This is a genomic window from Pararhizobium qamdonense, from assembly GCF_029277445.1.
Classification (GTDB): domain Bacteria; phylum Pseudomonadota; class Alphaproteobacteria; order Rhizobiales; family Rhizobiaceae; genus Pararhizobium; species Pararhizobium qamdonense.
In genome coordinates, this window is sequence record NZ_CP119566.1 from 672,344 (window position 1) to 695,390 (window position 23,047).

The window sequence follows — 23,047 nt, forward strand, 5'->3', positions numbered from 1 at the left end:
TCACAGCTAAAATTGCTGTGCCGGCGAAGTTTCTGGGGGGTATCTGTCCCTTCTCCCCGGCGGGGAGAAGGTGGCCTGAAAGGCCGGATGAGGGGGACCGCAGGTGCGGAATGTGCCGGGCCGCCCCCTCATCGCCTCACTGCGTTCGGCACTTCTCCCCGCAGGGGAGAAGGGAAAAGAGCGCAGGGCTTAGTTCGCAGCCGGCATGCTGGTGACGGTGAAGCCGTCTTTTCGCAACAGTTCGATGACGCCTTCGGTTCCGGGCAGATGCAGGGCGCCGACGGCCATGAAGGCGGCGCCTTGGTCGAGGATCGGTTTGGCGCGCATCGCCATGGTCTTGTTGCGGTCGGTGATGATGCGCTGCTCGAAATCGGCATAGCCTGCGTCATCGCCAGAGGATTTTTCGTCCGAAACGGCTTTCATCATCGGCATGATCATGCCGGTATCGCCGGATAGATAGAGTTCGGTCGTCGTTTCCATCACGTCGGTCACGGTGTCGCCGAGCGCCAAGGTTTCGATTAGCGCTTCCAGATGAAACTGCACCGGCAGCGCGTCCATGGCCTGCAATTGCTCGACGAGGGTTTCCAGACCCTTCAGGCTTTTGCCTTGGCTTAAGGCATCCTGCGCCAGCTTCTTGTCGAGGAAGGCAGCGCCTGCGGCCTTGCGGCTCATTTCGCAGGCAGGCAGGGCAACGAAGCTGGCAATCATCCATGGCTTCATCTTGGCCACCAGCGTCAGCGGGATGCCGCGCGCCTTCAAGCCGGCCTCCAGTTTTTCCGTGTCTCCGGGTTTCAGGAAATCCTTGATCGTCTTGCCGTCGGCAAACATCGTCAGACCCGGCTGCATCATGATCGCCGCCGCTGCCTTGCGGTCATCGACGATCTCGTCGGATTCGACGATGACGGTTTTGGCCGTGTCGTAGGCCTGGCTGGCGCCTGCCGGCATGGCCAGAACGCGCGGATCGGTCACATGCATGGTGCCGAGCAGATAAGATGGCGCGATACCCGGCTTCTCGATCTTCCAGAACGTGCCCTTGCCGTTGGGAATGGCCGCCGCTTCTGTTTCCAGCGCCGCAAACCTGGCCGGATCAGAGACCTTCATTTCGGTAATCAGGTTCTTGCCGCCGCAGGAGGCATCCTCTGCCCGGGCTGGCGTGATCGACAGGAGCGTGACGACGAGGCTGAGCGCAAACAAGACGTGCAGCGTGGCGATCAGCGCAAGGACGTTGTCGCCGAACCGGCCGGTCAATCGGTCTGCCAGGCTGCGTGCCGGTTTTACCCAGTGCTGAAACATCGTCGATCCCGTCTGCGAAATATCAATCCGGCGATTCTAGCTGGCCAGGCCTCACGGCCTGTTTAACAAAACTGGTTAATGATGGTTAACGGCCGAAATTCAAGCGCGCGGATGGGCGCGGTCGTAGATTTCAAGCAGCCTTGCCGAATCGACGCCGGTATAGACCTGCGTGGTCGAAAGGCTCGCATGGCCGAGAAGTTCCTGGATGGTTCTAAGGTCGCCGCCGCCGGCCAGAAGATGGGTGGCGAAGGAATGGCGCAGCGCATGCGGCGTGGCCGTATCCGGCAGGCCGAGCGCGCCGCGCATCTTCTGCATTTCCCGCTGAATGATCCCCGCCTGCAGCTTGCCGCCCTTGGCGCCGCGAAAGAGCGGGCCTTCCGGGTTAAGATGATAGGGGCAGAGTTTTTCATAAGCGCGCACGGCATCGATCGCCGCCGATATCAACGGCACGACGCGGGTCTTGCCGCCCTTGCCATGAATGCGCAACGCGCTTGGTGTTCCCGCAAAATCGGCGGGGGTCAGATCCAGCGCTTCGGAAATGCGCAGGCCGCAGCCATAAAGCAGCGTCAGCACCGCCGCGTTGCGGGTGGCGATCCAGGGCTCCTCGGCAAGCTGTGCGTCGCTGGTGACGACCATCAGGGCATCGACCGATGTCAGCGGTTTCGGCAGCGATTTCGGCTGTTTGGGCGAGCGTACGGCGGAAGCGCCGGCGGCATTGGCGAGACCCTTCTTTTCCAGATAGCGCAAAAAGGAGCGTAAGCCCGCCAGCCCGCGGCCAAGCGTTCGGGCGCCGGCGCCGTCCCTGCGGCGGGATGCGAGGAAGCCACGCAGGTCGCCGGGGCGCAGCGCGCTGATATCGCTGAGCCTCGCCGGACCGCTGAGATGGCCGGTCAGGAAATGCAGGAATTGCCGTGTGTCGCGCTCATAGGCCTCGACTGTTTTGCCCGACAGGCGCCGCTCCTCGCCAAGGCCCGAGAGCCAGCGCTGGCGCTCGGCCATCAGTTCGGGATGACCTATGATCAGGAGTTCGTTCACAGCCATGCTCCGCGCGTTCGAGATGGCAGACTCTGCGCTCCCGCCGGTTATGTTTTTCCTAACGGCTCTTGGAATTTGTCATGCCTGGATCATATTCAACTGCGATAGCTCAAGCGCAGACGAGGCGGAAAAGCGATGGCGCGACGGGATTCGGCAGGCGGGTTCACCCATTTCGCGGAGACTTTGGCGCTGGTGTCGCATGGCCAGCCCGGCCATATCGTCGATACGCTGATTGCCGAACGCGGACAGCGCATCGTCAAGCATCCGCTCTGGCCGGTGCTGCGGCCGTTTCTCTATACGGTGCTGAATTACCGCAAGGCGATCGAGTTTGCCGATGCCGTCGCCAATGCGCCGGGCTTTCAGGCCTTCGAGCATCTGAGCCGGACCCTGTCTCTGAATATCCGCGTGCGCAATGAAGAGCGCATTCCCGAAAAAGGTGGCTTCCTCCTGGTCAGCAACCATCCGACCGGCATTGCCGATGGCATCGCGGTGTTCGATCTGTTGAAAAGCCGCCGACCCGACATGATGTTCTTTGCCAATCGCGATGCGATCCGGGTCAATCCGCGCTTCGTCGAGATGGTTATCCCGGTCGAATGGCGCGAGGATTACAAAAGCAAGCTGAAGGCGCGCGAAACCCTGCAGATCACCAACCGGGCGATCTCGGAGGGCAAGGCGACGGTGCTGTTTCCCTCCGGCCGGATCGCCTATTGGGCGGATGGACGGCTCAATGAGCGGCCCTGGAAAACCTCGGCTGTCGGCTTTGCCCGCAAATACAATCTGCCGATCCTGCCGGTGCATATGTCGGCGCGCAATTCCGGGCTGTTCTATTGGCTGGCGAAATGGTCGACGGAACTGCGCGACATGACGGTGTTTCACGAGCTCCTGAACAAGAAGGGCGACCTGTTCGATTTCACCATCGGCAACCTGATTCCGCCGGAAGTGCTGGATGGCGATCCCATGGCGGTGACGCGGGCGTTGGAGCGGCATACCGTCGTCGATCTCGCCCTTGACGGCGATGCGCGGTTCTCCAACCCGGTTCCGTTGCCGGAGATGATCGGGTAAATCTGCGTGATGCAGATTCGCTCGATGTTCGCCGCCAATTACCGGTCGCTCAAATCCATTCGCATGGATATGGCTGGCGTCAACCTGTTCATAGGCGAGAACGGCGTCGGCAAATCCAATCTCTACCGCGCCCTGCAGCTGATCCAGGCTGCCGTGCGCGGGCGGCTTGCCCATGAGATTGCCCGCGAAGGCGGCATGGCGTCTGCATTGTGGAGCGGCAAGCGCCGCAGCGGCGATCCCGTGCGCATCAAGCTCGAGGTCGAATTGCTCGATGAGGTCCAGGCGCTCAGTTTCCTTTACCGGGTGGAGGCCGGATTGCGGCCACCAAAAGCGGCTGCCGGTTTCGCGTTCGAACCGCAGGTGAAGGAGGAGGAACTGAGGGTTGATGCCGGCCGGCCGGTGACCGTGATGAAACGGGCGGGGCCGGGCATCTTCGTCCGCAACGCTGCAGGCCGGATGGAGGAATATCCGGAGCAGGCGCTGACCTCGGAAACCGCAATCGCGCTGTTGGGGGATGCCGGGCATTATCCGGAGATCGGCACGTTCCGCCGCGCGATCGACGGTTGGCGTTTTTTCCATGGTTTCCGCACGGACCGCGATTCGCCGCTGCGCTCCCCCTGCCTTGCCGTTACCGCGCCGATGCTGGACGAAGACGGCTCCAATCTCGCTGCCGTCTTTGCAACGCTGTTTCATACCCGGCAGGATACGGTCGATCTCGACCGCGCCATTGCCGATGCCTTTGGCGGCGCCAGGCTTATCGTGCCGCAACCGCAAGAATTTGCCGAATTTTCGCTGGTCTTTCCGGATTTCCCGCTGCGCCAGTTTTCGCCGCGCGAACTGTCGGATGGACAAATGCGGTTTCTGGCGCTTGCCGGGGCACTGCTCTCCTACCGCAAGCCCCGCTTCATCGCGCTCAACGAGCCGGAAACCAGCCTGCATCCGGACATGCTGCCGGCGCTTGCCGACATGATCGCCCAAGCCTCCAGCGACAGCCAGATCTGGATCGTCACGCATTCGGAACTGCTGGCGGCCGAAATCCAAAAACGCTGCGGCGCCCGCCCGAAACGGGTCATCCGCAACGACGGCGCGACCTGGATCGAGGGCATGCGTCTGACGGGCGTGATCGATGAGGAGGAGGATTGAAAACAAAAAGCCCCGCGATCATCTCGCAGGGCTTGTCTTTCATTCCATACCTGAAAAATATCAGGCGATCTTCTGGCCGGTCTTGGCCCAGTCGGCCAGGAAGGTTTCGAGGCCCTTGTCGGTCAGCGGGTGCTTGACGAGGGCTTTCAAAGTGGCCGGCGGGGCGGTGATGACGTCGGCGCCGATGAGGGCGGCTTCCTTGACGTGGTTGACCGTGCGGATCGAGGCGGCGAGGATTTCGGTCTCGTAGCCATAATTGTCGAAGATCTGGCGGATTTCGCGGATCAGGTCCATGCCATCGACGGCGATGTCATCGAGGCGGCCGACGAAGGGCGAAACGAAGGTGGCGCCGGCCTTGGCGGCGAGCAGGGCCTGGTTGGCCGAGAAGCACAGGGTCACGTTGGTCAGGTGACCATCGGACGAGAGGTTCTTGCAGGCCTTGAGGCCATCGAGCGTCAGCGGCAGCTTGATGCAGATATTGTCGGCGATCTTGGAAATGACAGCCGCTTCCTTCATCATCTGCTCGTATTCGGTGGCCGCGACTTCTGCGGAAACCGGACCTTCGACGATGCTGCAGATTTCCTTGGTCACTTCGACGATGTTACGGCCGGATTTCAGGATCAGCGAAGGGTTGGTCGTGACGCCGTCGACGAGGCCCAGGTCATTCAACTCCCGGATTTCATTCACATCGGCTGTATCGACAAAAAACTTCATGGAATTCTCCCTTTCGGCGCTCGGGCGGACGATGCGCGGGCTGCTCTGTTGTTTCGGGGTTTTCTTTAACGCAATCCGGAGGCAAGGTCACGGCCGATGACTGAAGATTCGACCGATTTGTTTGACGACCTGTTCGCCCGCCGCGTCGTGCCCGTTCTGGTGCCGATGCCCGCCCCGAAACCATACTCCTATGCCGTGCCGGAGGGAATGGCCGTCGAGCCCGGATCGATCGTCCAGGTGCCGCTTGGTCCCCGGCAGGTGCTGGGCGTGGTCTGGGACGGGATCGACGACGGCAGCGTCGATCCGCAAAAACTCAAAGCCATTACCCGCGTTTTCGATTGCCCGCCGCTGACAAAGGACATGCGCACCTTTCTCGATTGGGTCGCCACCTATACGGTTTCGCCACCCGGTCTCGTCGCGCGCATGGCGCTGCGGGCGCCCGCAGCGTTTGATCCCGAGCCGATGATCGAGGGTTTGCGGCTGACGGATGCCCGGCCGGAGCGGATGACATCGGCGCGCGAGCGGGTGATTGCGATGGCCGAAAACGGCTTGACCTGGACGCGGCCGGGACTGGCGCATGCGGCGGGAACATCCTCCAGCGTCATCGACGGACTGACGGCGCAAGGCGTGTTCGAGACGGTGTTCATGCCGCCGCCGCCGGTGGTGGCTGTGCCCGATCCTGATTATGTGGAACACCGGCTTGAAGGACCGCAGAAACAGGCGGCGCTCGATCTTCTTGCAAGCGTCGATGCCGGCGGTTTTTCCGTCTCGCTGATCGACGGCATTACCGGTTCGGGCAAGACCGAGGTCTATTTCGAGGCAATCGCCGCCACCTTGAAGGCCGGCAAGCAGGTGCTGATCCTTCTGCCGGAAATTGCGCTGACGGCGAGTTTTCTGGAGCGCTTCCAGGACAGGTTCGGCTCAAAGCCGGCCGAATGGCATTCGGATCTGGCACCGCGCACCCGCGAAAAAGTCTGGCGGCAGGTAACGGAGGGGGGCGTGCGGGTCGTGGCCGGAGCCCGCTCGGCGCTGTTCCTGCCGTTCGAGAATCTCGGGCTGATCGTCGTCGATGAAGAACACGATCCGGCCTACAAGCAGGAAGACCGCGTCTTTTACAATGCCCGCGACATGGCGGTGGTGCGGGCGCGGATCGGCGACTTTCCGGTCGTGCTGGTCTCAGCGACGCCATCGGTGGAAAGCAGGGTCAATGGCGATCTCGGCCGTTACAATCCGATCCATCTGCCGACGCGGTTTGGCGATGCCGCGCTGCCCGATCTAGGCCTGGTCGATATGCGAAAACATCCCCCCGAGCGCGGCGGCTTTCTGTCGCCGGTGATGCTGCGCTATATCGGCAAGGCAGTGGAGCGGGGCGAGCAGGCATTGTTGTTTCTCAACCGGCGTGGCTATGCGCCGCTGACGCTCTGCCGCGTATGCGGTCATCGCTTCCAATGCCCGGATTGCTCCAGCTGGCTGGTCGAGCACCGGTTTCGCGGCCAGATCCAGTGCCACCATTGCGGCTATGCGCAAAAGACGCCGGAAAGCTGCCCGGAATGCGGCACGCTCGATCATCTGGTGGCTTGCGGGCCCGGCGTCGAGCGGATTGCGGAGGAAGTGGACCGGCATTTTCCCGATGCGCGCACCATCGTGCTGTCCTCCGATCTGATGGGCGTCAAGCGGCTGCGGCTGGAGCTGGAAGCCATCGCCAAGGGCGAGGCCGATATCGTCGTCGGCACGCAGCTGGTCGCCAAGGGGCACAATTTTCCGATGATGACCTTTGTCGGCATCGTCGATGCGGATATCGGCCTTGCCAATGGCGATCCGCGTGCGGCCGAACGCACATTCCAGCTGCTGAGCCAGGTGACGGGCCGGGCCGGGCGAACCGGCCTGAAGAGCCTGGGCCTGTTGCAGACCTACCAGCCGCAGCACCCGGTGATGCAGGCGATCGTCTCGGGTGATTCGGATGCATTCTACGAGCGCGAAATCAGCGAGCGGGAAAAGGCGCTTTTGCCGCCCTTCGGGCGCCTCGCATCGATTATCGTTTCCGCCGATACCCGACCCGATGCGGAGGGACATGCGCGCGGCCTGCGCCAGGCGGCGCCCAAGGTCAGCGGCATCAGCATTCTGGGGCCTGCGGAGGCGCCATTGGCGCTAATCCGCGGCCGCCACCGTTTCCGGCTTCTCGTCCACGGCCGCCGCAACAGCGACATGCAGGCATTCGTAAAGACGATGATGGCCAACGGGCCGAAGATGCGCGGCTCGGTGAGCGTGCAGCTGGATATCGATCCGCAGAGTTTTTTGTGAAGGCCTACTACCTGCATGGTCTGCGCGTCACATTATCCCTCTGGGCCTAGATTTTCACGCAGAAGGGATAATGCGTTCTATTTCAGGTGGATGCAGAAATCGGATCGTCTTCCCGGACATATCCGTCTGTGCGATAAGCGATTCGTCTGATCGAGCGAGGAGCATTGCGTGATGGAATTCTACATTCCGACCGAAACGGGAGAATTCCTGGCGTTTTGTGCCGCCGTGGTGACGTCGCTGCTCGGGCTCGTGTTCCTGTTTGCGCCGGGTATCGCGTTTCGGGCCTTGGGGATTGATCTGCGCGAGGGGCGTCGCGGGGGGTATGCCGAGGCGCGCTCGACGATGGGCGGGTTTCATCTGGGGCTTGGTATTGCAGCACTGCTGCTTGCGCAGCCGATGGTCTATCTGGCGCTGGGCGCTGCCTTTGCGCTTGCGGCGTTTGGGCGCATCCTGTCGATGCTGTCGGACAGCGGCAATACAGTTGTGAACTGGTTGTATCTGATCGTTCAGATCGTGCTTTCGGCTTTACCCTTGGCCTATGTCTTTGGTTTTATCTAAGCCCGGCCAGCCGCGGACTACAGAGCGGACCTCGTCAGCTCATACCCAATTTTTGTCAAAATTTGGCCAAACCGGGCGATCTTAAGCGCATTCGTGCGGTTCGCGTGTTGCGAGTCCAGATATCCTATGCTAGACGAACCGCGACTTGTGGGGGAAACAGGCCGCCCGGCCTGTATGTCCTTTAAAATATAGCAACAAATTCAAAGTGTTGGGTTTACGGTTCTCCGCAGACATCGCCCTTGAATTAAAATAAGAGAAGCTTGTGCCCGTGGCAGACACATCCCAGCTTATTTCCGGTGTTGCAGAAAGGTACGCGTCTTCGCTTTTCGATCTGGCCCTGGAAGCAGGTTCGGTAGAGAGCGTGGCGGCGGATCTGGACAAATTCCAGTCGCTGATCAACGAGAGCGCCGATCTGAAGCGCCTTATCGTCAGCCCGATCTTTTCTGCCGACGACCAGTTCAAGGCCATTTCCGCGCTGATCGCGAAGGCCGGCATCACGGGTCTGGTCGGTAATTTCCTCAAGGTGGTTGCGCGCAATCGCCGCCTGTTTGCAGTGCCTGGCATCGTCAAGTCCTATCGCGAAACCGCCGCCCGTCATCGTGGCGAAGTTTCTGCCGATGTGACGTCGGCGCATGCCCTGACGGCCGCGCAGCAGACTGAATTGAAGGCGGCGCTCAAGGGCGTCACCGGCAAAGACGTGACGCTCAACGTCACGGTTGAACCCTCTATTCTCGGTGGTCTGATCGTCAAGGTCGGGTCCCGCCAGATTGACACTTCCCTTCGCACAAAGCTTTCTAGCCTTAAGCTTGCACTGAAAGAGGTCGGCTGATGGATATCCGCGCCGCGGAAATTTCCGCAATTCTCAAAGATCAAATTAAAAACTTCGGCCAGGAGGCAGAAGTCTCCGAGGTTGGCCAGGTGCTGTCCGTCGGTGACGGTATTGCCCGCGTCTACGGTCTGGACAATGTCCAGGCCGGCGAGATGGTTGAATTCCCGGGTGGAATTCGCGGCATGGCGCTGAACCTTGAAGCCGACAATGTCGGTGTGGTTATCTTCGGTGCCGACCGTGGCATCAAGGAAGGCGACACCGTCAAGCGGACCGGTTCCATCGTGGACGTTCCGGTTGGTCCGGAACTGCTCGGCCGCGTCGTTGACGCGCTCGGCAACCCGATCGACGGCAAGGGCCCGATCAATGCCAAGCAGCGCTCGCGCGTTGATGTCAAGGCTCCGGGCATCATCCCGCGTAAGTCGGTTCATGAGCCGATGTCGACAGGCCTCAAGGCGATCGACGCCCTGATCCCGGTCGGCCGCGGCCAGCGCGAGCTGGTCATCGGTGACCGTCAGACCGGCAAGACCGCCATCATTCTCGACACGATCCTCAACCAGAAGGCCATTCACGACAATGGCCCGGATGCTGAAAAGCTGTATTGCGTTTATGTCGCTATCGGCCAGAAGCGTTCCACGGTTGCCCAGTTCGTCAAGGTGCTCGAAGAGCGCGGCGCACTGAAGTATTCGATCATCATCGCTGCCACGGCGTCCGATCCGGCTCCGATGCAGTATCTCGCACCGTTCGCCGGTGCCGCGATGGGCGAATATTTCCGCGACAACAGCATGCATGCGCTGATCGGCTACGACGATCTTTCCAAGCAGGCCGTTGCCTACCGCCAGATGTCGCTGCTGCTGCGCCGTCCTCCGGGCCGCGAAGCTTATCCGGGCGACGTTTTCTACCTGCATTCGCGTCTTCTCGAGCGGGCTGCAAAGCTCTCCGACGAAAATGGCGCAGGCTCGCTGACCGCTCTGCCGGTTATCGAAACCCAGGGCAACGACGTTTCGGCGTTCATTCCGACCAACGTGATTTCGATCACCGACGGCCAGATCTTCCTTGAGACGGACCTGTTCTACCAGGGTATCCGCCCGGCCGTTAACGTCGGTCTGTCGGTTTCCCGCGTGGGTTCGGCCGCTCAGATCAAGGCGATGAAGCAGGTTGCGGGCTCGATCAAGGGTGAGCTTGCCCAGTATCGCGAAATGGCGGCATTCGCCCAGTTCGGTTCCGACCTCGACGCTGCAACGCAGCGCCTGTTGAACCGTGGTGCACGCCTGACCGAACTCCTGAAGCAGCCGCAGTTCTCGCCGCTGAAGACGGAAGAACAGGTCGCAGTCATCTTCGCCGGTGTGAACGGTTACCTCGACAAGATCGCCGTCAACAAGGTTGGCGCGTTCGAGCAGGGTCTGCTGTCGTACATGCGTTCGGAAGGCAAGGACATTCTCGAGGCTATCCGCAAGGAGAAGGCAATCAGCGACGACGTCAAGGGCAAGCTCAAGTCTGCCATCGACACGTTTGCGAAATCCTTCGCCTGATCGGGTACCAGTTAGGACGGACAACGGATGCCTTCACTTAAGGATCTGAAAAACAGGATCGCCTCCGTCAAGGCGACGCAGAAGATCACCAAGGCGATGAAAATGGTCGCCGCGGCGAAGCTTCGGCGTGCGCAGGAGGCGGCCGAGGCTGCCCGGCCTTACTCGCAGCGGATGGCGATCGTTCTTGCGAACATCGCCGAAGCCGTGGGCACGGACGATAGCGCGCCTCGCCTGATGACGGGCAATGGCCGCGACCAGACGCATCTGCTGGTGGTCTGCACGGCAGAACGCGGACTTTGCGGCGGCTTCAACAGCCAAATCGCCCGCTTTGCCCGCGATCACGTGCGCAAACTGCTCGCCGAAGGCAAGACGGTTAAGATCATCTGCGTCGGCAAGAAGGGCTTCGATATCCTTCGCCGCGAATTTTCATCGCTGATCATCGATCGTGTCGATCTGCGTGAAGTCAAGCGGGTCGGCTTCGAAAATGCCGACCTGATCGGCAAGAAGGTCATCAGCCTGTTCGAAAAGGGCGAATTCGACGTTTGCACTCTGTTCTATTCGGAGTTCAAGTCGGTCATCAGTCAGGTTCCGACAGCGCTTCAGCTGATCCCGGCCGCTGCTCCTGCAGTTGCCAAAACCGACGAAGCATCCGCTGCGGCGATCTATGAATACGAGCCAGATGCGGGCGAGATCCTCAACGATCTTATTCCGCGCAACATTTCGGTGCAGGTTTTCCGGGCTTTGCTCGAAAATGTTGCGGGTGAAATGGGTGCCAAAATGAGCGCGATGGATAATGCCACGCGCAATGCCGGTGAAATGATCAACAAGCTGACATTGTCCTACAACCGTCAGCGCCAGGCTCAGATCACCAAGGAACTCATTGAAATCATTTCGGGCGCGGAAGCGCTCTAAGGTTACGGAAAGAGGGTAAGGATTATGGCTAAGGCAGCTACCCCCAGTACAACAGCAGCGGTGAAGAAGCCGACAGCAGTGAAGGCAGCAGCGGAAAAGCCGGCAGCAGCAGCGAGAACCGCTGTGGCGAAGAAGGCACCGGCAGCCCAGGCCGCCGTGACGGCAACCGGCGCGGTCGGCCGCGTGACGCAGGTCATCGGCGCCGTCGTCGATGTGACCTTCGATGAAGGCCATCTGCCGCTGATCCTCAACGCGCTGGAAACCGACAACAACGGCAACCGCCTTGTTCTCGAAGTTGCCCAGCATCTCGGCGAAAACGCCGTCCGCACGATCGCCATGGATTCGACCGAAGGTCTGGTTCGCGGTCAGCCGGTCACGGACACGGGCGCTCCGATCACCGTTCCGGTTGGCCTGGAAACACTCGGCCGCATCATGAACGTCATCGGCGAGCCGGTTGACGAAGCAGGTCCGCTGATCACCTCGGGCAAGCGCTCGATCCACCAGGAAGCACCTTCCTACGTCGAGCAGTCAACGGAAGCGCAGATCCTGGTTACCGGCATCAAGGTCGTCGACCTCCTGGCGCCTTACGCCAAGGGCGGCAAGATCGGCCTGTTCGGCGGCGCCGGCGTTGGCAAGACGGTTCTGATCATGGAACTGATCAACAACGTCGCCAAGGCGCATGGTGGTTATTCGGTATTTGCCGGCGTGGGTGAGCGCACCCGCGAAGGCAACGACCTTTATCACGAAATGATCGAATCCGGCGTGAACAAGCACGGCGGCGGCGAAGGCTCCAAGGCAGCCCTCGTGTACGGCCAGATGAACGAACCGCCGGGCGCCCGCGCTCGCGTCGCTCTGACCGGTCTGACGATTGCCGAACAGTTCCGTGACGAAGGCCAGGACGTTCTGTTCTTCGTTGACAACATCTTCCGCTTCACCCAGGCAGGTTCCGAAGTGTCGGCTCTTCTCGGCCGTATTCCTTCGGCTGTGGGCTATCAGCCGACGCTTGCGACCGACATGGGCCAGATGCAGGAACGCATCACCACGACGACCAAGGGTTCGATCACCTCGGTTCAGGCCATCTACGTTCCGGCCGACGACTTGACCGACCCGGCACCGGCAACATCGTTCGCCCACTTGGACGCAACGACCGTTCTGTCGCGCTCGATCGCTGAAAAGGGTATCTACCCGGCTGTTGACCCGCTCGACTCGACCTCGCGCATGCTTGACCCGATGGTTGTCGGCGAAGAGCATTACGAGATCTCCCGTAAGGTGCAGACGACCCTGCAGCGCTACAAGTCGCTCCAGGACATCATCGCCATCCTGGGCATGGACGAACTGTCTGAAGAAGACAAGCTGGCCGTTGCCCGCGCCCGTAAGATCGAGCGCTTCCTGAGCCAGCCGTTCTTCGTCGCCGAAGTTTTCACCGGTGCGCCGGGCAAGCTGGTTGCGCTCGAAGACACGATCAAGGGCTTCAAGGGCCTCGTCAACGGCGATTACGATCACCTTCCGGAAGCCGCCTTCTACATGGTCGGCTCTATCGAAGAAGCGATCGAAAAGGCAAAGCGCCTGGCTGCCGAAGCCGCGTAATGACTTTCGACCGGGGCGCCCTTGCGGTGCCCCGGCCGTCACTCGCTGCGGCTGGCACGATCCGGCCGCGCCGAACGGGATTTTCTGCCGGGGTTTTTCGCCGGTAGCGCCAAAAGAAGCGAATGATCATGGCTGATTTCAATTTCGAACTCGTCTCCCCGGAACGGCTGCTGCTGTCCGAGCGCGTCAGCGAAGTCGTTCTTCCGGCAACGGAAGGCGAAATGACCGTCATGGCCAACCATGCGCCGACAATGACGACCATCAAGCCGGGCGTCGTCAGCGTCAAGGCTGCAGATGGCACCGTGACGCGCTATGTCGTGTTTGGCGGTTTCGCCGATATCCTGCCGACCGGCTGCACGCTGCTGGCCGAATCTGCCGTTCCCGTCAGCGAAGTCGATGCCAAGCTGATCGACAAGCGCATCGAGGCAACAAAGTCGGAACTCGACGATGGCTCGCATAGCGACGAGCACAAGACGCGTCTCGAAAGCTTCCTTGCCGAGCTGACACAGCTCAACGAGATCGTCGTCGCCGCCTGAAAGGCATGAACGGTCTGGATTTCAAACCCTGCTTCGGCGGGGTTTTTTATTGTCCGGAGCTTGCGCGGTGCGTTTCCTGTACTCCCTTCTCCCCAGCGGGGAGAAGGTGCCCGAAGGGCGGATGAGGGGGAGTTACCCCCTGAACGTGTGGCCCCCTCATCGCCTCGCTGCGCTCGGCACTTCTCCCCGCGGGGGAGAAGAGGGAGCCCGGCGTTGCGCCCGGCAGTCCTATTCTCTAGATGTTTATGATGGCTGGAGGGTCAATGCGGTTCATTGACCAAGCCGGCGCAAAAACGCCCGGGATCGTGGGATCCCGGGCGCTGCGGTTTCGAAGTCTTTTTATCCCCGCAGGTCAGCTGGCCAGCTTGTCGGCATAGGCGCGCTGTTCGTAGTGATGTCCAAAGCGGCTCTTGAGGAAGGCGTCGAGGCCGATTTCTTCCTGGCGGATGAAGCCCTTGGTGGGCAGTTCGCCCTTGGCCAGCATGTCGAGAACGGCGCAGATGCTGGTTGCCGTGGTGATCTGGATGGCGCTCATCATGCGGCCGGCAACAACGGCGCTGTAGACCTTGTTGGCATAGGTTTCCTGCACCAGGCGGCCTTCCTTGCGGCCGGAGACGGTGACGAAGATGATGACGACGTCCTGCATGGTCGATGGCAGCGAGTTTTCGAAGATGTCCTTCAGGACTTCGCGGCGGTGACGCAGGCCAAGGTCATTGAGAAGCGCCTTCATGATCGCGGCATGGCCGGGATAGCGGATGGTGCGGTAGTTGAGCGTGCGCACCTTGCCCTTCAGCGTTTCGCAGAGCGTGCCGAGCCCGCCCGACGTGTTGAAGGCCTCATAGGTGACGCCGTCGAGCGAGAATTCCTCGCGCTCTTCCAGCGCCGGCACTTCGATCAGCTGACCTTCGACGATGGCTTCGCAGGGCTCGATATATTCGTTGATGACGCCGTCGGTGCTCCAGGTCAGGTTATAGTTGAGCGCGTTGGACGGGTACTGCGGCAGGGCGCCGACGCGCATGCGCACGCTGTCGAGCGTGTCGAAGCGGCTGGCAAGGTCGTTGGCGACGATCGAGATGAAGCCCGGTGCCAGGCCGCATTGCGGGATGAAGGCGGTATTGGCGGTTTCGGCGATTTCCTTGACGCGGCGGGTAGATTCAACATCCTCGGTCAGATCGAGATAATGCACCCCGGCCGTGGAGGCGGCTTCGGCAATGGCGATCGTCAGGTGGAACGGGGCGGCGCTGAGGACGGCGAACTTGCCTGTCAGCAGGGAGATCATGGCGGCGCTGTCGGAGATGTCGATCTGCGCGACCGACAAAGCATCGTGCTTTTCGATCATGGCGAGCTGTTCGGCGCTACGGTCAGCCAGCGTCACCTGGTAGTCGCCGGAATGGGCGAGAAGGCGGGCGATGGTCGAGCCGATCTTGCCGGCGCCGATGACAACGATGTTTTTCATAATGGGTCCCCCCGAATTAAACTGTCTGAGCGTCCATTGTCGTCTGTCTGGTGGTTGATCTGAAGCGGTGATCTGATAAAAATGCCGGTCATTAGTCGGCATAGTGCCGATAAGGATGTTCATAATGACGTTGGCAGACAAGGACCGGCATCTTCTGGCGATTCTCAGCGAGAATGCCCGCATGCCGACGGCGCTCCTGGCGCGCAAACTCGGCCTGTCGCGCACCACGGTGCAGGCCAAGCTTGAACGCTTGGAGCGGGACGGCGTGATTGCCGGCTATGGCGTCCGGCTGTCGGATGATTTCGAGAAGGGACTGGTCAAGGCGCATGTGCTGATCACACTGGCCGCGAAAGCGCTGGGGCGGGTGACCCAGGAGCTGCACGATATCGAGGATGTGCGCACGTTGCATTCGGTCAGCGGCAGCTTTGATCTCATCGCCATCGTTGCGGCGTCATCGATCAGCGAACTCGATCTGGTGATCGACCGGATCGGCGAGATCGACGGCGTGGAAAAGACGCTGTCGTCGATCATTCTGTCGACGCGGATCAACAGGTGAACATTCGGCTGAGGTGTGCGGGGATTGCCCCTCACCCTAGCCCTCTCCCCGCAGGCGGGGAGAGGGGATGACGGAGATTGCGGCAAGGTCCTTCTCCCCGTCATGACGGGGAGAAGGTGCCCGACAGGGCGGATGAGGGGCAAGGTGCCCCGCAAGTTTCTCTACCCGAACAGCACCATGCTCGCCCGCAGCGTCACCCAGACGCCCCAGAGCATCGGGATGCCGACGATCGCCCAGGCGATCAGGGCCTTGCCATCGAAGCCGCCCGTGCCGATGCCGAAGGAGCCGGTCGGGCCGGCATTGGCCGCAGCGGTCTTGGCCTGCAGGGCTGCCACTTCCTCGTCCTTCATGAACCACTTGTCCGAGAGCGGCCGCACCAGCGCATTGGCAATCAGGCCGAGCGCCAACATGCCGGCGAGGATGTACATCGTGCCGGTGTAGAGTTCCGGTCCGGGGGCGACGCCGGCCGAGATCTGCGCTTCGCGGATATAGTTGACCACAACCGGGCCGACGATCCCTGCCGTTGCCCAGGCCGTCAGCAGACGCCCATGGATGGCGCCAACGAACTGGGTGCCGAAAATATCGGCGAGATAGGCGGGAATAGTCGCAAAGCCACCGCCATACATCGACAGGATGATGCCGAAGGCCAGCACGAACAGCGCCTTGTTGCCAAGGCCGGCCAGCGTGGGAGCCAGCGCATAGAGCACGATGCCAAGCACGAAGAAGCAGAAATACGTGTTCTTGCGGCCGATCTTGTCCGACAGCGATGCCCAGAAGAAGCGGCCACCGATATTGAACAGCGAGAGAAGCCCGGTAAAGCCTGCGGCAATCGCCGCGATCGAAGCCTTTTGCGTGGTGTCGAGATCGGCAAAGGCGACATCCGGCAGGCCGATCAGCGAGCCCGCGAAAATCTCCTGCAGCATGGGCGAGGCCATGCCGATGACGCCGATACCGGCCGAGACATTGAGGCAGAGCACGGCCCAGATGAGCCAGAACTGCTTCGTCTTATGAGCATCGCGCAGATGCACGTGCTTGGTGGTGATCATCGTGCTCTTGGAGGCGGGGGCAGTCCAGCCTTCCGGACGCCAGCCGGCCGGCGGGATGCGGTAGCCGAAGGCGCCGCCCATCATGAAGACGAAATAGATGATGGCCATGACGACGAAGGTCTGCCAGACGCCCGCCGACATATCGGTGCGGAAATAGGTCATCAAAAGGTTGGCAAGCGGCGCGCCGATCATTGCGCCGCCACCAAAGCCCATGATCGCCATACCCGTCGCCATGCCGCGCCGGTCGGGAAACCATTTGATCAGGGTGGAAACCGGGGAGATATAGCCAAGGCCCAGACCGATACCGCCGATGACACCGGCGCCAAGCCACATCAGCCAGAGCTGGTGGGTGTAGACGCCAAGGGCAGCAACGAGAATGCCGCCGCACCAGCAGCAGGCCGAGACGAAACCGGCTTTGCGCGGCCCCGCACGCTCCAGCCAGCCGCCCCAGATGGCGGCCGAACAGCCGAGAAGCACGAAGAACAGTGTGTAGATCCAGCCGAGATCGGAGACACGCCAGTTGCAGCTGGTGGTGAACAGGGCGGAGGCAAGGTTCATGGTGGAGCAGGTATCGGGCGCGGGGCCGATGGCCTTGGACAAAGGCAGCCAGAAGACGCTGAAGCCATAGGCCATGCCGATGCAGAGATGGATGGCAAGCGCTGCGGGCGGTACGAGCCAGCGATTGAAGCCCGGTTGAGCGATGATGCGCTCGCGGTCGAGCAGGCCGACCGAGCCTCCATTGCCAAGGGTTTGCGTTGTTGCTGCCATGTTCGTTGTTCCTCCATTCGCCCCTGTCCCGTTGGGCGTTCCCAGTGAATGTCATGTCGGGGAATGGCCGAGTGTATCGCCCACACGCGCTCCTCCACGCGTTGGTCGCCCTGCCGTCCCTACCATCACAGAGCAATCGGCGTGCCAAATCGGGCCATTCAAGATTTCAATGACTTATGGCGGCGGCGTGGCAGGGATTGGACAAAATGTCCGGAAAGCAGCGGACATTTTGTCCGGTTTAGTTGGCTTCCGGCAGCCAGATGGAAAAGGTCGTGCCTTCTCCGGGCTCGCTTTGAACGGAGATCTGGCCGTTCTGGCGCGCGATCAGGCGCTGGCTGATGGAGAGGCCAAGGCCCGTTCCTTCCTGGCGCTTTGTGGTGAAAAACGGGTCAAAGATCTTGCCGATCAGCTCCGGCGTCATGCCGACGCCGGTATCTGCGATGTCGATGCGCACGCCGGGCCGCGTCTCAAAATCCTGATCCAAAATGCGGATCGTCAGCACGCCGCCTTTCGGCATGGCATGGATGGCATTGACGATCAGGTTGACCGCCACCTGCTGCAGTTCGGTGCGGTTCATCAGCACCAGCCGCCGGGCGCGGTCGTCGCGGACGAGCTTGATCTCGGCCTTGTGGAGCAGATGCTGGACCAGCGGCAGGCAGTCGGAGATCACGTCCGATGGCGCATGGCGCTCGACATAGCCGGCATATTCCTCGGGCTTGGCAAATTGCAGGAGCTTGGTGACGATCTGGCTGATGCGGTGGATCTGTTCGTCGATCAGCCGGAACTCGACCTTTGCTTCGTCGGCCCTTGCGCCGAGAACGCTGCGGACCACATCGAGATTGCCCTGGATGACGGCGATGGGATTGTTGATCTCATGGGCGACGCCGGCGGTGATCTCGCCGATGGCGGCGAGTTTTTCCGACATGATCAGCTGCTTGGTGGTCGCCTCGATCTGGCGGTTGGCCAGCTCCAATTCGCTGGTGCGCTCGGCCACGCGGTCGTTCAATTCCTCGTTCCATTGCCGCAGCTCGCGATCGCGCTGCTGCAGCTGATCGAGCAGGCCGTCGAGATGCAGTGCCACCCGGCCGATCTCGTCGCTTGCCGCCCTCAACTCTGTGCGGGCGCCCATATTGCCGCCTTCGACGCGGGTGATGGTATCGCTCATGCGTTCCAGCGGCTTGAAGATCGCCCGCGCCCAGCGCAGGAAGATCGGCACGCTGGCGGCGGTGACGGCCAGAAAGGCGAGTACGATGGTGAGCAGCGTCGTGTATTTCGCCTGCCGGAAGGGCGTCTCCAGAAAGCCGACATAGAGCATGCCGACGCGCTTGCCAAAACTGTCGACAATCGGCTCATAGGCCGAGATGTACCAGTCGTTGACGACAAAGGCGCTGTCGAGCCAGGTGCGGCCCTCGCCCAAAACGGCTGTGCGCACGGCGGCGGACACGCGGGTTCCCAGCGCCCGGCGATCCTCGAAAAGACGCACATTGGTGCTGACGCGCACGTCATCGAGAAACAGCGTCGCGGTGCCCTTGCTGCCTTCCGGCAGGCTCGCCTCACGGTAGACGAGATCGTTGATCGTATCGATGAAGACGAGATTCTGATTGAGCAGGATGCCGCCGACCAATGCGGCCTTTAAGCCGTTTGCGAGTGTTACCGGACTGGCCGAATGCACGGTCATGCCGCGCGTTTCGCTCTTGCGGCCGGTCGGCACAGCGTTCGGGGTTTCGACCAGCTCGATGCGGGCGCGCTCGGCAAAGGCGGGCGAGAGTGCGGCTAGCTGCTCGTTGGAGAAAATATCGATGGCGGTCGAGGATGTGCCATTCAGTGCCGCGGCCACGACCGGCCACGCGCCCTGTGCCGGCCCTTGCGCATGCAGCGGCCGTCCCTCTTCATCGACAAGCATCAGGAAATCGAGGCCGAGCGTCCGGCGGCTGTCTTCCAGGAAGTTTGGCAGGGCCGCTGTGTCACCGCCGCCTACCGTGTCGCGAAATGCGGCGGAGACGGCCAGCGCCTGGATATGCTCGCCGGTGTTTTCGAGGATGCGGGAGAGATATTGATGGGCGATGGTGAGGTCGCCATTGACCTTGGTGATCAGCAGCGCATCGAATTTCGCGTTCCAGCGGGTAATGGCGATACCCAGCAGCAGCGGCAGGATGACCAGCGTCGGCAGGAGCGCGATGGCCAGAAGCCTGAAGCGGATGGAGCGGGCAGGGCGCTCCTTAAGGCGAGGCTGTTCAGCCATTCCAGGCAGCGCATTTGCGGTCGATGGTCTTGCGCGAAATGCCAAGACGGCGGGCCGCCTCATCGCGGTTGCCGCCGGTTTCCTCCAGGACGGCCAGGATATGCCGCCGCTCGACATCGTCCAGCGTTTCGCCGGCGAGGTCAGCCTCCTGCGTGCGGCCGCCGCGGAAATCTTCGGGAAATTTGCCGAGGATCAGCGAGCGTTCGATGAGATTGCGCAGCTCGCGGACATTGCCGGGCCAGGCGTAGCGCGTAAGCGTCGCGCGCACCGGCGCGTCGATCGGCACCGGCGGCATGCCCAGCTGTTGCGACAGTTTCTGCATGAACAGGTCTGCCAGTTCCTGCACGTCATTGCCCCGGTCGCGCAGCGGCGGCAGATGGAGCTGCATGACGTTGATGCGATAGAACAGATCGGCGCGAAAGCGGCCTTTCTCGACCTCCTTCTGCAGATCGGCATTGGTGGCGAATACGAAGCGCAGATCGACGGGAACCTCGCGTTCGGAACCGACAGGCCGGACGCGGCGGTCTTCGATGACGCGCAGCAGCTTGCTTTGCGTGGCGAGCGGCATTTCGCCGATCTCATCGAGAAACAGCGTGCCGCCCTGGGCATGGGTGAACAGGCCTTCACGGTTGTTTTCAGCGCCGGTAAAGGCCCCCCTGATATGGCCGAACAGCTCGGTTTCGATCATGTCGGCGGGAATGGCGGCGCAGTTGACCGGGACGAACGGCTTGTCCACCCGGTCGGACAAGGTGTGCAGCGAGCGGGCGGCAACTTCCTTGCCCGTGCCGGATTCGCCGGTCAAAAGCACGGAGGTCGGCAGCGGGGCGACGCGCGCAATGGTATCGCGGACATCGCCGATCACCCGTGACGTGCCGATCAGCCGGTCGCGCAGGAGGATATGATCGGACGTAGCCTTCAGCTCGTAGCGCAACACGAAATTTTCGCGCTGCAGCCGCATGCGATCAAGGCAGCGGGCGACGGAATTGAGGATCTGGTTGGAGCGGAAGGGTTTCAAGACAAAATCGACGGCACCGGCGCGCAGCGCCTGGATCGCGGTTTCAAGGTCGGCAAAGGCGGTGATCAGGATGGCTTCGGCAAAAAAGCCGATGGCGCGCTGCTCGGCCAGCCAATCGACGCCGTTCTTGCCGGGCATGATATTGTCGAGGATCACCACGTCGAAATGATGCGCGTCGAGCTTGCGCGAGGCCTCGTCGGTATCGGCCGCCTCCTCGATCCGTTTGCAGCGGGGCCCGAGCGTGCGGACCAGGAAATTGCGCATGCCCGGCTCGTCATCGACAATCAGAATGGATGCCTGCGCAAGCCACGGACCGAACTCGGGATCCCGCTCCGGCATGGACGTTTTTCGCGCTGCCTCTCCCTGCAAAAGTCTCTCCCTCTTTTGACAAGGCCGACCATAGCAAGGCTGACCGGCAGGGACCAAGCGGTTTCGCGTTTGTTTCGGTAAACAGCGGGATTGGTTAGGGCGGGCCGGCTGGTAGGGGCGTTGCGGGGCTTGCTGAGGAGGGCACTTACCGCACTTTCAGGCCCAGTTCCGCAAGCAGCTGACCTGCCTGATCGCGCGAGATGGTTGCGCCCTTGAATTGCTTGGCGTTCAAAAGGCGGATGCCGCCGAGGTCGGCGCCGCGAAGGTCGGCGCCTTCAAAGCGGCAGTCGACGAGATTGGCGTCGCGCAGGCTGCAATCCTGAAAGATCGCGTCGCGGAAATCGCATTTCTTGAGGTCCGCCATCTGGAAATCGAGGCCATTGAGACGGGCCTTTCGAAACGACAGGCCGGGCAGGCGGGCGTCGGCCAGGCGGGTTTCTGTGAAGGTGAGGTTGAGGGTCTTTGCTTCCGACAGGTTCGCGCCGGTCAATTTACTGCGGACGATCTCAGCACCGGTCAGCGTCGCGCCCCGGAAATTGCTGTTGTTGAAGTCGCATCCCTCGATCCGGCTCTCGGAGAAATCGCAGCCGGTAAAATCGGCAAGGCCGCCCTTGCAGCTCTTCCAGACAGTGCCGCTGAGCTTTGCGCCGGTGAAATTGACCTGCTTGACGTTGCAATCCTCAAGGATCCAGCCCTCCAGCATCAGGCGTGAAAGATCAGCGTCCTCCAGCACGCAGGCTGTGAGCCGGTGCGGGAGACCGGTTTTCGAAAGGCGTTCGACCGCGTTGCGATCAAGCTCGCTGTTCTCGATGATATTGGCCGGTAAAATCGGGTCCGGGGCGGTGGCCATGACGCTGTTCCTTGTTGGTGACCGAGGACACATGGCGCAGGACCACTCACCTTGCCGGCCACTGCTGATCGAACCGGTATCGTGGAAACGCGGCAAGCACCATAGACTGCTGACGGCAAGGACCGGAACCGGACGAACTTTTTCGGTATGGGCGGCTCACCCGGATGCCGGTCTGGCTCAACGGCGGGTGGGCAAATTGTCATGGATCCGCGTAGCCCGGAACGCCTTCATCGCGCCCAACTCCGCGCGGCCAGGCTTTCGGCGCAATCGATAATGGTTGTCTTGCCGGGGCGCGGCTGGAAACCCAGTACATCGCGCGCCTTTTGCCCAGCCAGGAGGAATTTGCGGCCGATCAGGGGTGCAAGGGGTTTCAAGCTTGGCAGGAAGGGCAGTAACAACCGGACAAGTGCCGTCGGCAACTGGTATTTCGGTGCTTTGCGTCCAAGCTGGCCGGGGCTTTCGCGCAACGCCCCGGAAATATCGGCCATCCACATGAATTCCGAAGCGGCAATGAAGCGCTCGCCGGCTGAATGTGGCGAGAGCATTGCCTTGATATGGATATCCGCCAGATCGCGGACGTCCACGACCCAGAAACCGAGTTTCGGCATGGCTTTCGGCCGCCCCTCGACGAGATCGGCGATGATCTTGACCGAGCCGAGATTGCCGTCTGTCAGCACCGGGCCGAAAACCGCGCCGGGAAGGATGGTTGTGAATTCTGTTGCGCCGCCATGTTCTGCCATGAAATCCCATGCCGCCCGTTCGGCGAGGATTTTCGAGACCCGGTAGGCATCGAATTGCGGGTCATCGGGATCGGCCCAGATCGTTTCGTCGCTGATGCGTCCGGAATCCAGCGGCGGCCGCGCCGTCGCTGCAGCAGAGGTCATGACCACGCGTTTGACGCCTGCAGCCACGGCCGCCTTCAAAACCCTGATCGTGCCGTCGCGTGCCGGGGCGACAAACGAATTCTGGTCGCCTTCCGCCCCGCCCCCAAGCGGCGAAGCCACGTGGAGAACGTAATCGCAGCCCGCCATCGCGCTGTCCCAGCCTTCGTCCTGCAAAAGGTCTGCTGCGGCGAAGGACAGCCGTTCGGTGTTTTCGACCACGCGCTTCACCGCATCGCGAATGTCCGGCCCCCGCTTCAGGTCGCGCACCGTGGTGCGGACGTGGTGGTTCTGCCGGAGCAGTTCGACAATGCACCATTTGGCGACATAGCCGGTGCCGCCGGTAACGAGGACCGTTGCCATGA

The 23,047-nt window shown here is 61.5% G+C and carries 19 protein-coding genes; 10 read left to right on the top strand and 9 right to left on the bottom strand.

The window, feature by feature from the left end:
* Positions 1-189 precede the first annotated feature (189 nt).
* Together PYR65_RS03285 and PYR65_RS03290 are read right to left on the bottom strand one after the other, a co-directional pair.
* Positions 190-1,293, bottom strand: coding sequence for a TraB/GumN family protein (locus tag PYR65_RS03285; RefSeq protein ID WP_276119887.1), 1,104 nt, complete (start codon positions 1,291-1,293; stop codon positions 190-192).
* A gap of 99 nt (positions 1,294-1,392) precedes the next feature.
* Positions 1,393-2,334 carry a tyrosine recombinase XerC gene (locus tag PYR65_RS03290; protein WP_276119888.1) on the bottom strand — a complete coding sequence of 314 codons (942 nt, stop codon included), beginning with the start codon at positions 2,332-2,334 and terminating at the stop codon, positions 1,393-1,395.
* A gap of 129 nt (positions 2,335-2,463) precedes the next feature.
* On the opposite strand from PYR65_RS03290, the gene PYR65_RS03295 reads away from it, so the two are divergent.
* Complete coding sequence (locus PYR65_RS03295; RefSeq protein ID WP_060639029.1) at positions 2,464-3,390, top strand: GNAT family N-acetyltransferase; 927 nt, start codon at positions 2,464-2,466, stop codon at positions 3,388-3,390.
* 9 nt (positions 3,391-3,399) lie between these two features.
* Positions 3,400-4,533: an AAA family ATPase gene (locus PYR65_RS03300; protein ID WP_276120950.1), complete on the top strand. Its 1,134-nt coding sequence runs from the start codon at positions 3,400-3,402 to the stop codon at positions 4,531-4,533.
* A gap of 60 nt (positions 4,534-4,593) precedes the next feature.
* On the opposite strand, the gene fsa is transcribed toward PYR65_RS03300, so the two are convergent.
* Positions 4,594-5,247 (bottom strand): fructose-6-phosphate aldolase, encoded by a 654-nt coding sequence (fsa, locus tag PYR65_RS03305; RefSeq protein WP_060639031.1) that lies wholly within the window; start codon positions 5,245-5,247, stop codon positions 4,594-4,596.
* Positions 5,248-5,343: 96 nt separating this feature from the next.
* Between fsa and PYR65_RS03310 the strand changes: the two genes are divergently transcribed.
* From PYR65_RS03310 to PYR65_RS03340, 7 genes are all read left to right on the top strand, one after another.
* A complete protein-coding gene (locus tag PYR65_RS03310) occupies positions 5,344-7,548 on the top strand; it encodes a primosomal protein N' (RefSeq protein WP_276119889.1) in 2,205 nt (734 codons plus the stop codon).
* 171 nt (positions 7,549-7,719) lie between these two features.
* Positions 7,720-8,106, top strand: a complete 387-nt coding sequence (locus PYR65_RS03315; RefSeq protein WP_276120951.1) for an AGROH133_08824 family phage infection protein — start codon at positions 7,720-7,722, stop codon at positions 8,104-8,106.
* Between the two features lie 262 nt (positions 8,107-8,368).
* A complete protein-coding gene (locus PYR65_RS03320) occupies positions 8,369-8,935 on the top strand; it encodes a F0F1 ATP synthase subunit delta (protein ID WP_060639034.1) in 567 nt (188 codons plus the stop codon).
* A complete protein-coding gene (gene atpA, locus PYR65_RS03325) occupies positions 8,935-10,464 on the top strand; it encodes a F0F1 ATP synthase subunit alpha (protein WP_060639035.1) in 1,530 nt (509 codons plus the stop codon). The genes PYR65_RS03320 and atpA overlap by 1 nt, the downstream gene beginning before the upstream one ends.
* Positions 10,465-10,491: 27 nt before the next feature.
* The gene (locus PYR65_RS03330) at positions 10,492-11,376 is read left to right on the top strand and encodes a F0F1 ATP synthase subunit gamma (protein WP_060639036.1); all 885 of its coding nucleotides are present in this window, start codon (positions 10,492-10,494) and stop codon (positions 11,374-11,376) included.
* A gap of 24 nt (positions 11,377-11,400) precedes the next feature.
* Positions 11,401-12,963 (top strand): F0F1 ATP synthase subunit beta, encoded by a 1,563-nt coding sequence (gene atpD / locus PYR65_RS03335; protein ID WP_060639037.1) that lies wholly within the window; start codon positions 11,401-11,403, stop codon positions 12,961-12,963.
* 128 nt (positions 12,964-13,091) lie between these two features.
* Entirely contained in the window at positions 13,092-13,499 is a 408-nt protein-coding gene (locus PYR65_RS03340; RefSeq protein ID WP_060639096.1) for a F0F1 ATP synthase subunit epsilon, read from the top strand.
* 352 nt (positions 13,500-13,851) lie between these two features.
* On the opposite strand, the gene PYR65_RS03345 is transcribed toward PYR65_RS03340, so the two are convergent.
* Positions 13,852-14,955 carry a saccharopine dehydrogenase family protein gene (locus PYR65_RS03345; protein WP_276119890.1) on the bottom strand — a complete coding sequence of 368 codons (1,104 nt, stop codon included), beginning with the start codon at positions 14,953-14,955 and terminating at the stop codon, positions 13,852-13,854.
* Between the two features lie 124 nt (positions 14,956-15,079).
* Between PYR65_RS03345 and PYR65_RS03350 the strand changes: the two genes are divergently transcribed.
* On the top strand, positions 15,080-15,511 hold the full coding sequence (locus PYR65_RS03350; protein ID WP_060639039.1) for an Lrp/AsnC family transcriptional regulator: 432 nt from the start codon (positions 15,080-15,082) through the stop codon (positions 15,509-15,511).
* A gap of 161 nt (positions 15,512-15,672) precedes the next feature.
* Here PYR65_RS03350 and PYR65_RS03355 read toward each other — a convergent pair whose 3' ends face one another.
* The 5 genes from PYR65_RS03355 to PYR65_RS03375 all read right to left on the bottom strand — a co-directional run bounded on the left by PYR65_RS03355 (position 15,673) and on the right by PYR65_RS03375 (position 23,045).
* Positions 15,673-17,325, bottom strand: coding sequence for an OFA family MFS transporter (locus tag PYR65_RS03355; protein WP_060639040.1), 1,653 nt, complete (start codon positions 17,323-17,325; stop codon positions 15,673-15,675).
* A gap of 238 nt (positions 17,326-17,563) precedes the next feature.
* A complete protein-coding gene (locus tag PYR65_RS03360) occupies positions 17,564-19,567 on the bottom strand; it encodes a sensor histidine kinase (protein ID WP_276119891.1) in 2,004 nt (667 codons plus the stop codon).
* Complete coding sequence (locus tag PYR65_RS03365; protein ID WP_276119892.1) at positions 19,560-20,921, bottom strand: sigma-54-dependent transcriptional regulator; 1,362 nt, start codon at positions 20,919-20,921, stop codon at positions 19,560-19,562. The genes PYR65_RS03360 and PYR65_RS03365 overlap by 8 nt, the downstream gene beginning before the upstream one ends.
* Positions 20,922-21,096: 175 nt before the next feature.
* Positions 21,097-21,801, bottom strand: a complete 705-nt coding sequence (locus PYR65_RS03370; protein ID WP_276119893.1) for a pentapeptide repeat-containing protein — start codon at positions 21,799-21,801, stop codon at positions 21,097-21,099.
* A gap of 227 nt (positions 21,802-22,028) precedes the next feature.
* Positions 22,029-23,045 carry an NAD-dependent epimerase/dehydratase family protein gene (locus tag PYR65_RS03375; protein WP_276119894.1) on the bottom strand — a complete coding sequence of 339 codons (1,017 nt, stop codon included), beginning with the start codon at positions 23,043-23,045 and terminating at the stop codon, positions 22,029-22,031.
* Between the last annotated feature and the right edge of the window lie 2 nt (positions 23,046-23,047).

Coding starts and splice junctions, on each gene's coding strand:
- PYR65_RS03285 (WP_276119887.1), bottom strand. CDS start 1,293: ATGTTTCAGCACTGGGTAAAACCGGCACGCAGCCTGGCAGACCGATTG.
- PYR65_RS03290 (WP_276119888.1), bottom strand. CDS start 2,334: ATGGCTGTGAACGAACTCCTGATCATAGGTCATCCCGAACTGATGGCC.
- PYR65_RS03295 (WP_060639029.1), top strand. CDS start 2,464: ATGGCGCGACGGGATTCGGCAGGCGGGTTCACCCATTTCGCGGAGACT.
- PYR65_RS03300 (WP_276120950.1), top strand. CDS start 3,400: ATGCAGATTCGCTCGATGTTCGCCGCCAATTACCGGTCGCTCAAATCC.
- fsa (WP_060639031.1), bottom strand. CDS start 5,247: ATGAAGTTTTTTGTCGATACAGCCGATGTGAATGAAATCCGGGAGTTG.
- PYR65_RS03310 (WP_276119889.1), top strand. CDS start 5,344: ATGACTGAAGATTCGACCGATTTGTTTGACGACCTGTTCGCCCGCCGC.
- PYR65_RS03315 (WP_276120951.1), top strand. CDS start 7,720: ATGGAATTCTACATTCCGACCGAAACGGGAGAATTCCTGGCGTTTTGT.
- atpA (WP_060639035.1), top strand. CDS start 8,935: ATGGATATCCGCGCCGCGGAAATTTCCGCAATTCTCAAAGATCAAATT.
- PYR65_RS03330 (WP_060639036.1), top strand. CDS start 10,492: ATGCCTTCACTTAAGGATCTGAAAAACAGGATCGCCTCCGTCAAGGCG.
- atpD (WP_060639037.1), top strand. CDS start 11,401: ATGGCTAAGGCAGCTACCCCCAGTACAACAGCAGCGGTGAAGAAGCCG.
- PYR65_RS03340 (WP_060639096.1), top strand. CDS start 13,092: ATGGCTGATTTCAATTTCGAACTCGTCTCCCCGGAACGGCTGCTGCTG.
- PYR65_RS03345 (WP_276119890.1), bottom strand. CDS start 14,955: ATGAAAAACATCGTTGTCATCGGCGCCGGCAAGATCGGCTCGACCATC.
- PYR65_RS03350 (WP_060639039.1), top strand. CDS start 15,080: ATGACGTTGGCAGACAAGGACCGGCATCTTCTGGCGATTCTCAGCGAG.
- PYR65_RS03355 (WP_060639040.1), bottom strand. CDS start 17,325: ATGGCAGCAACAACGCAAACCCTTGGCAATGGAGGCTCGGTCGGCCTG.
- PYR65_RS03360 (WP_276119891.1), bottom strand. CDS start 19,567: ATGGCTGAACAGCCTCGCCTTAAGGAGCGCCCTGCCCGCTCCATCCGC.
- PYR65_RS03365 (WP_276119892.1), bottom strand. CDS start 20,921: ATGCCGGAGCGGGATCCCGAGTTCGGTCCGTGGCTTGCGCAGGCATCC.
- PYR65_RS03370 (WP_276119893.1), bottom strand. CDS start 21,801: ATGGCCACCGCCCCGGACCCGATTTTACCGGCCAATATCATCGAGAAC.
- PYR65_RS03375 (WP_276119894.1), bottom strand. CDS start 23,045: ATGGCAACGGTCCTCGTTACCGGCGGCACCGGCTATGTCGCCAAATGG.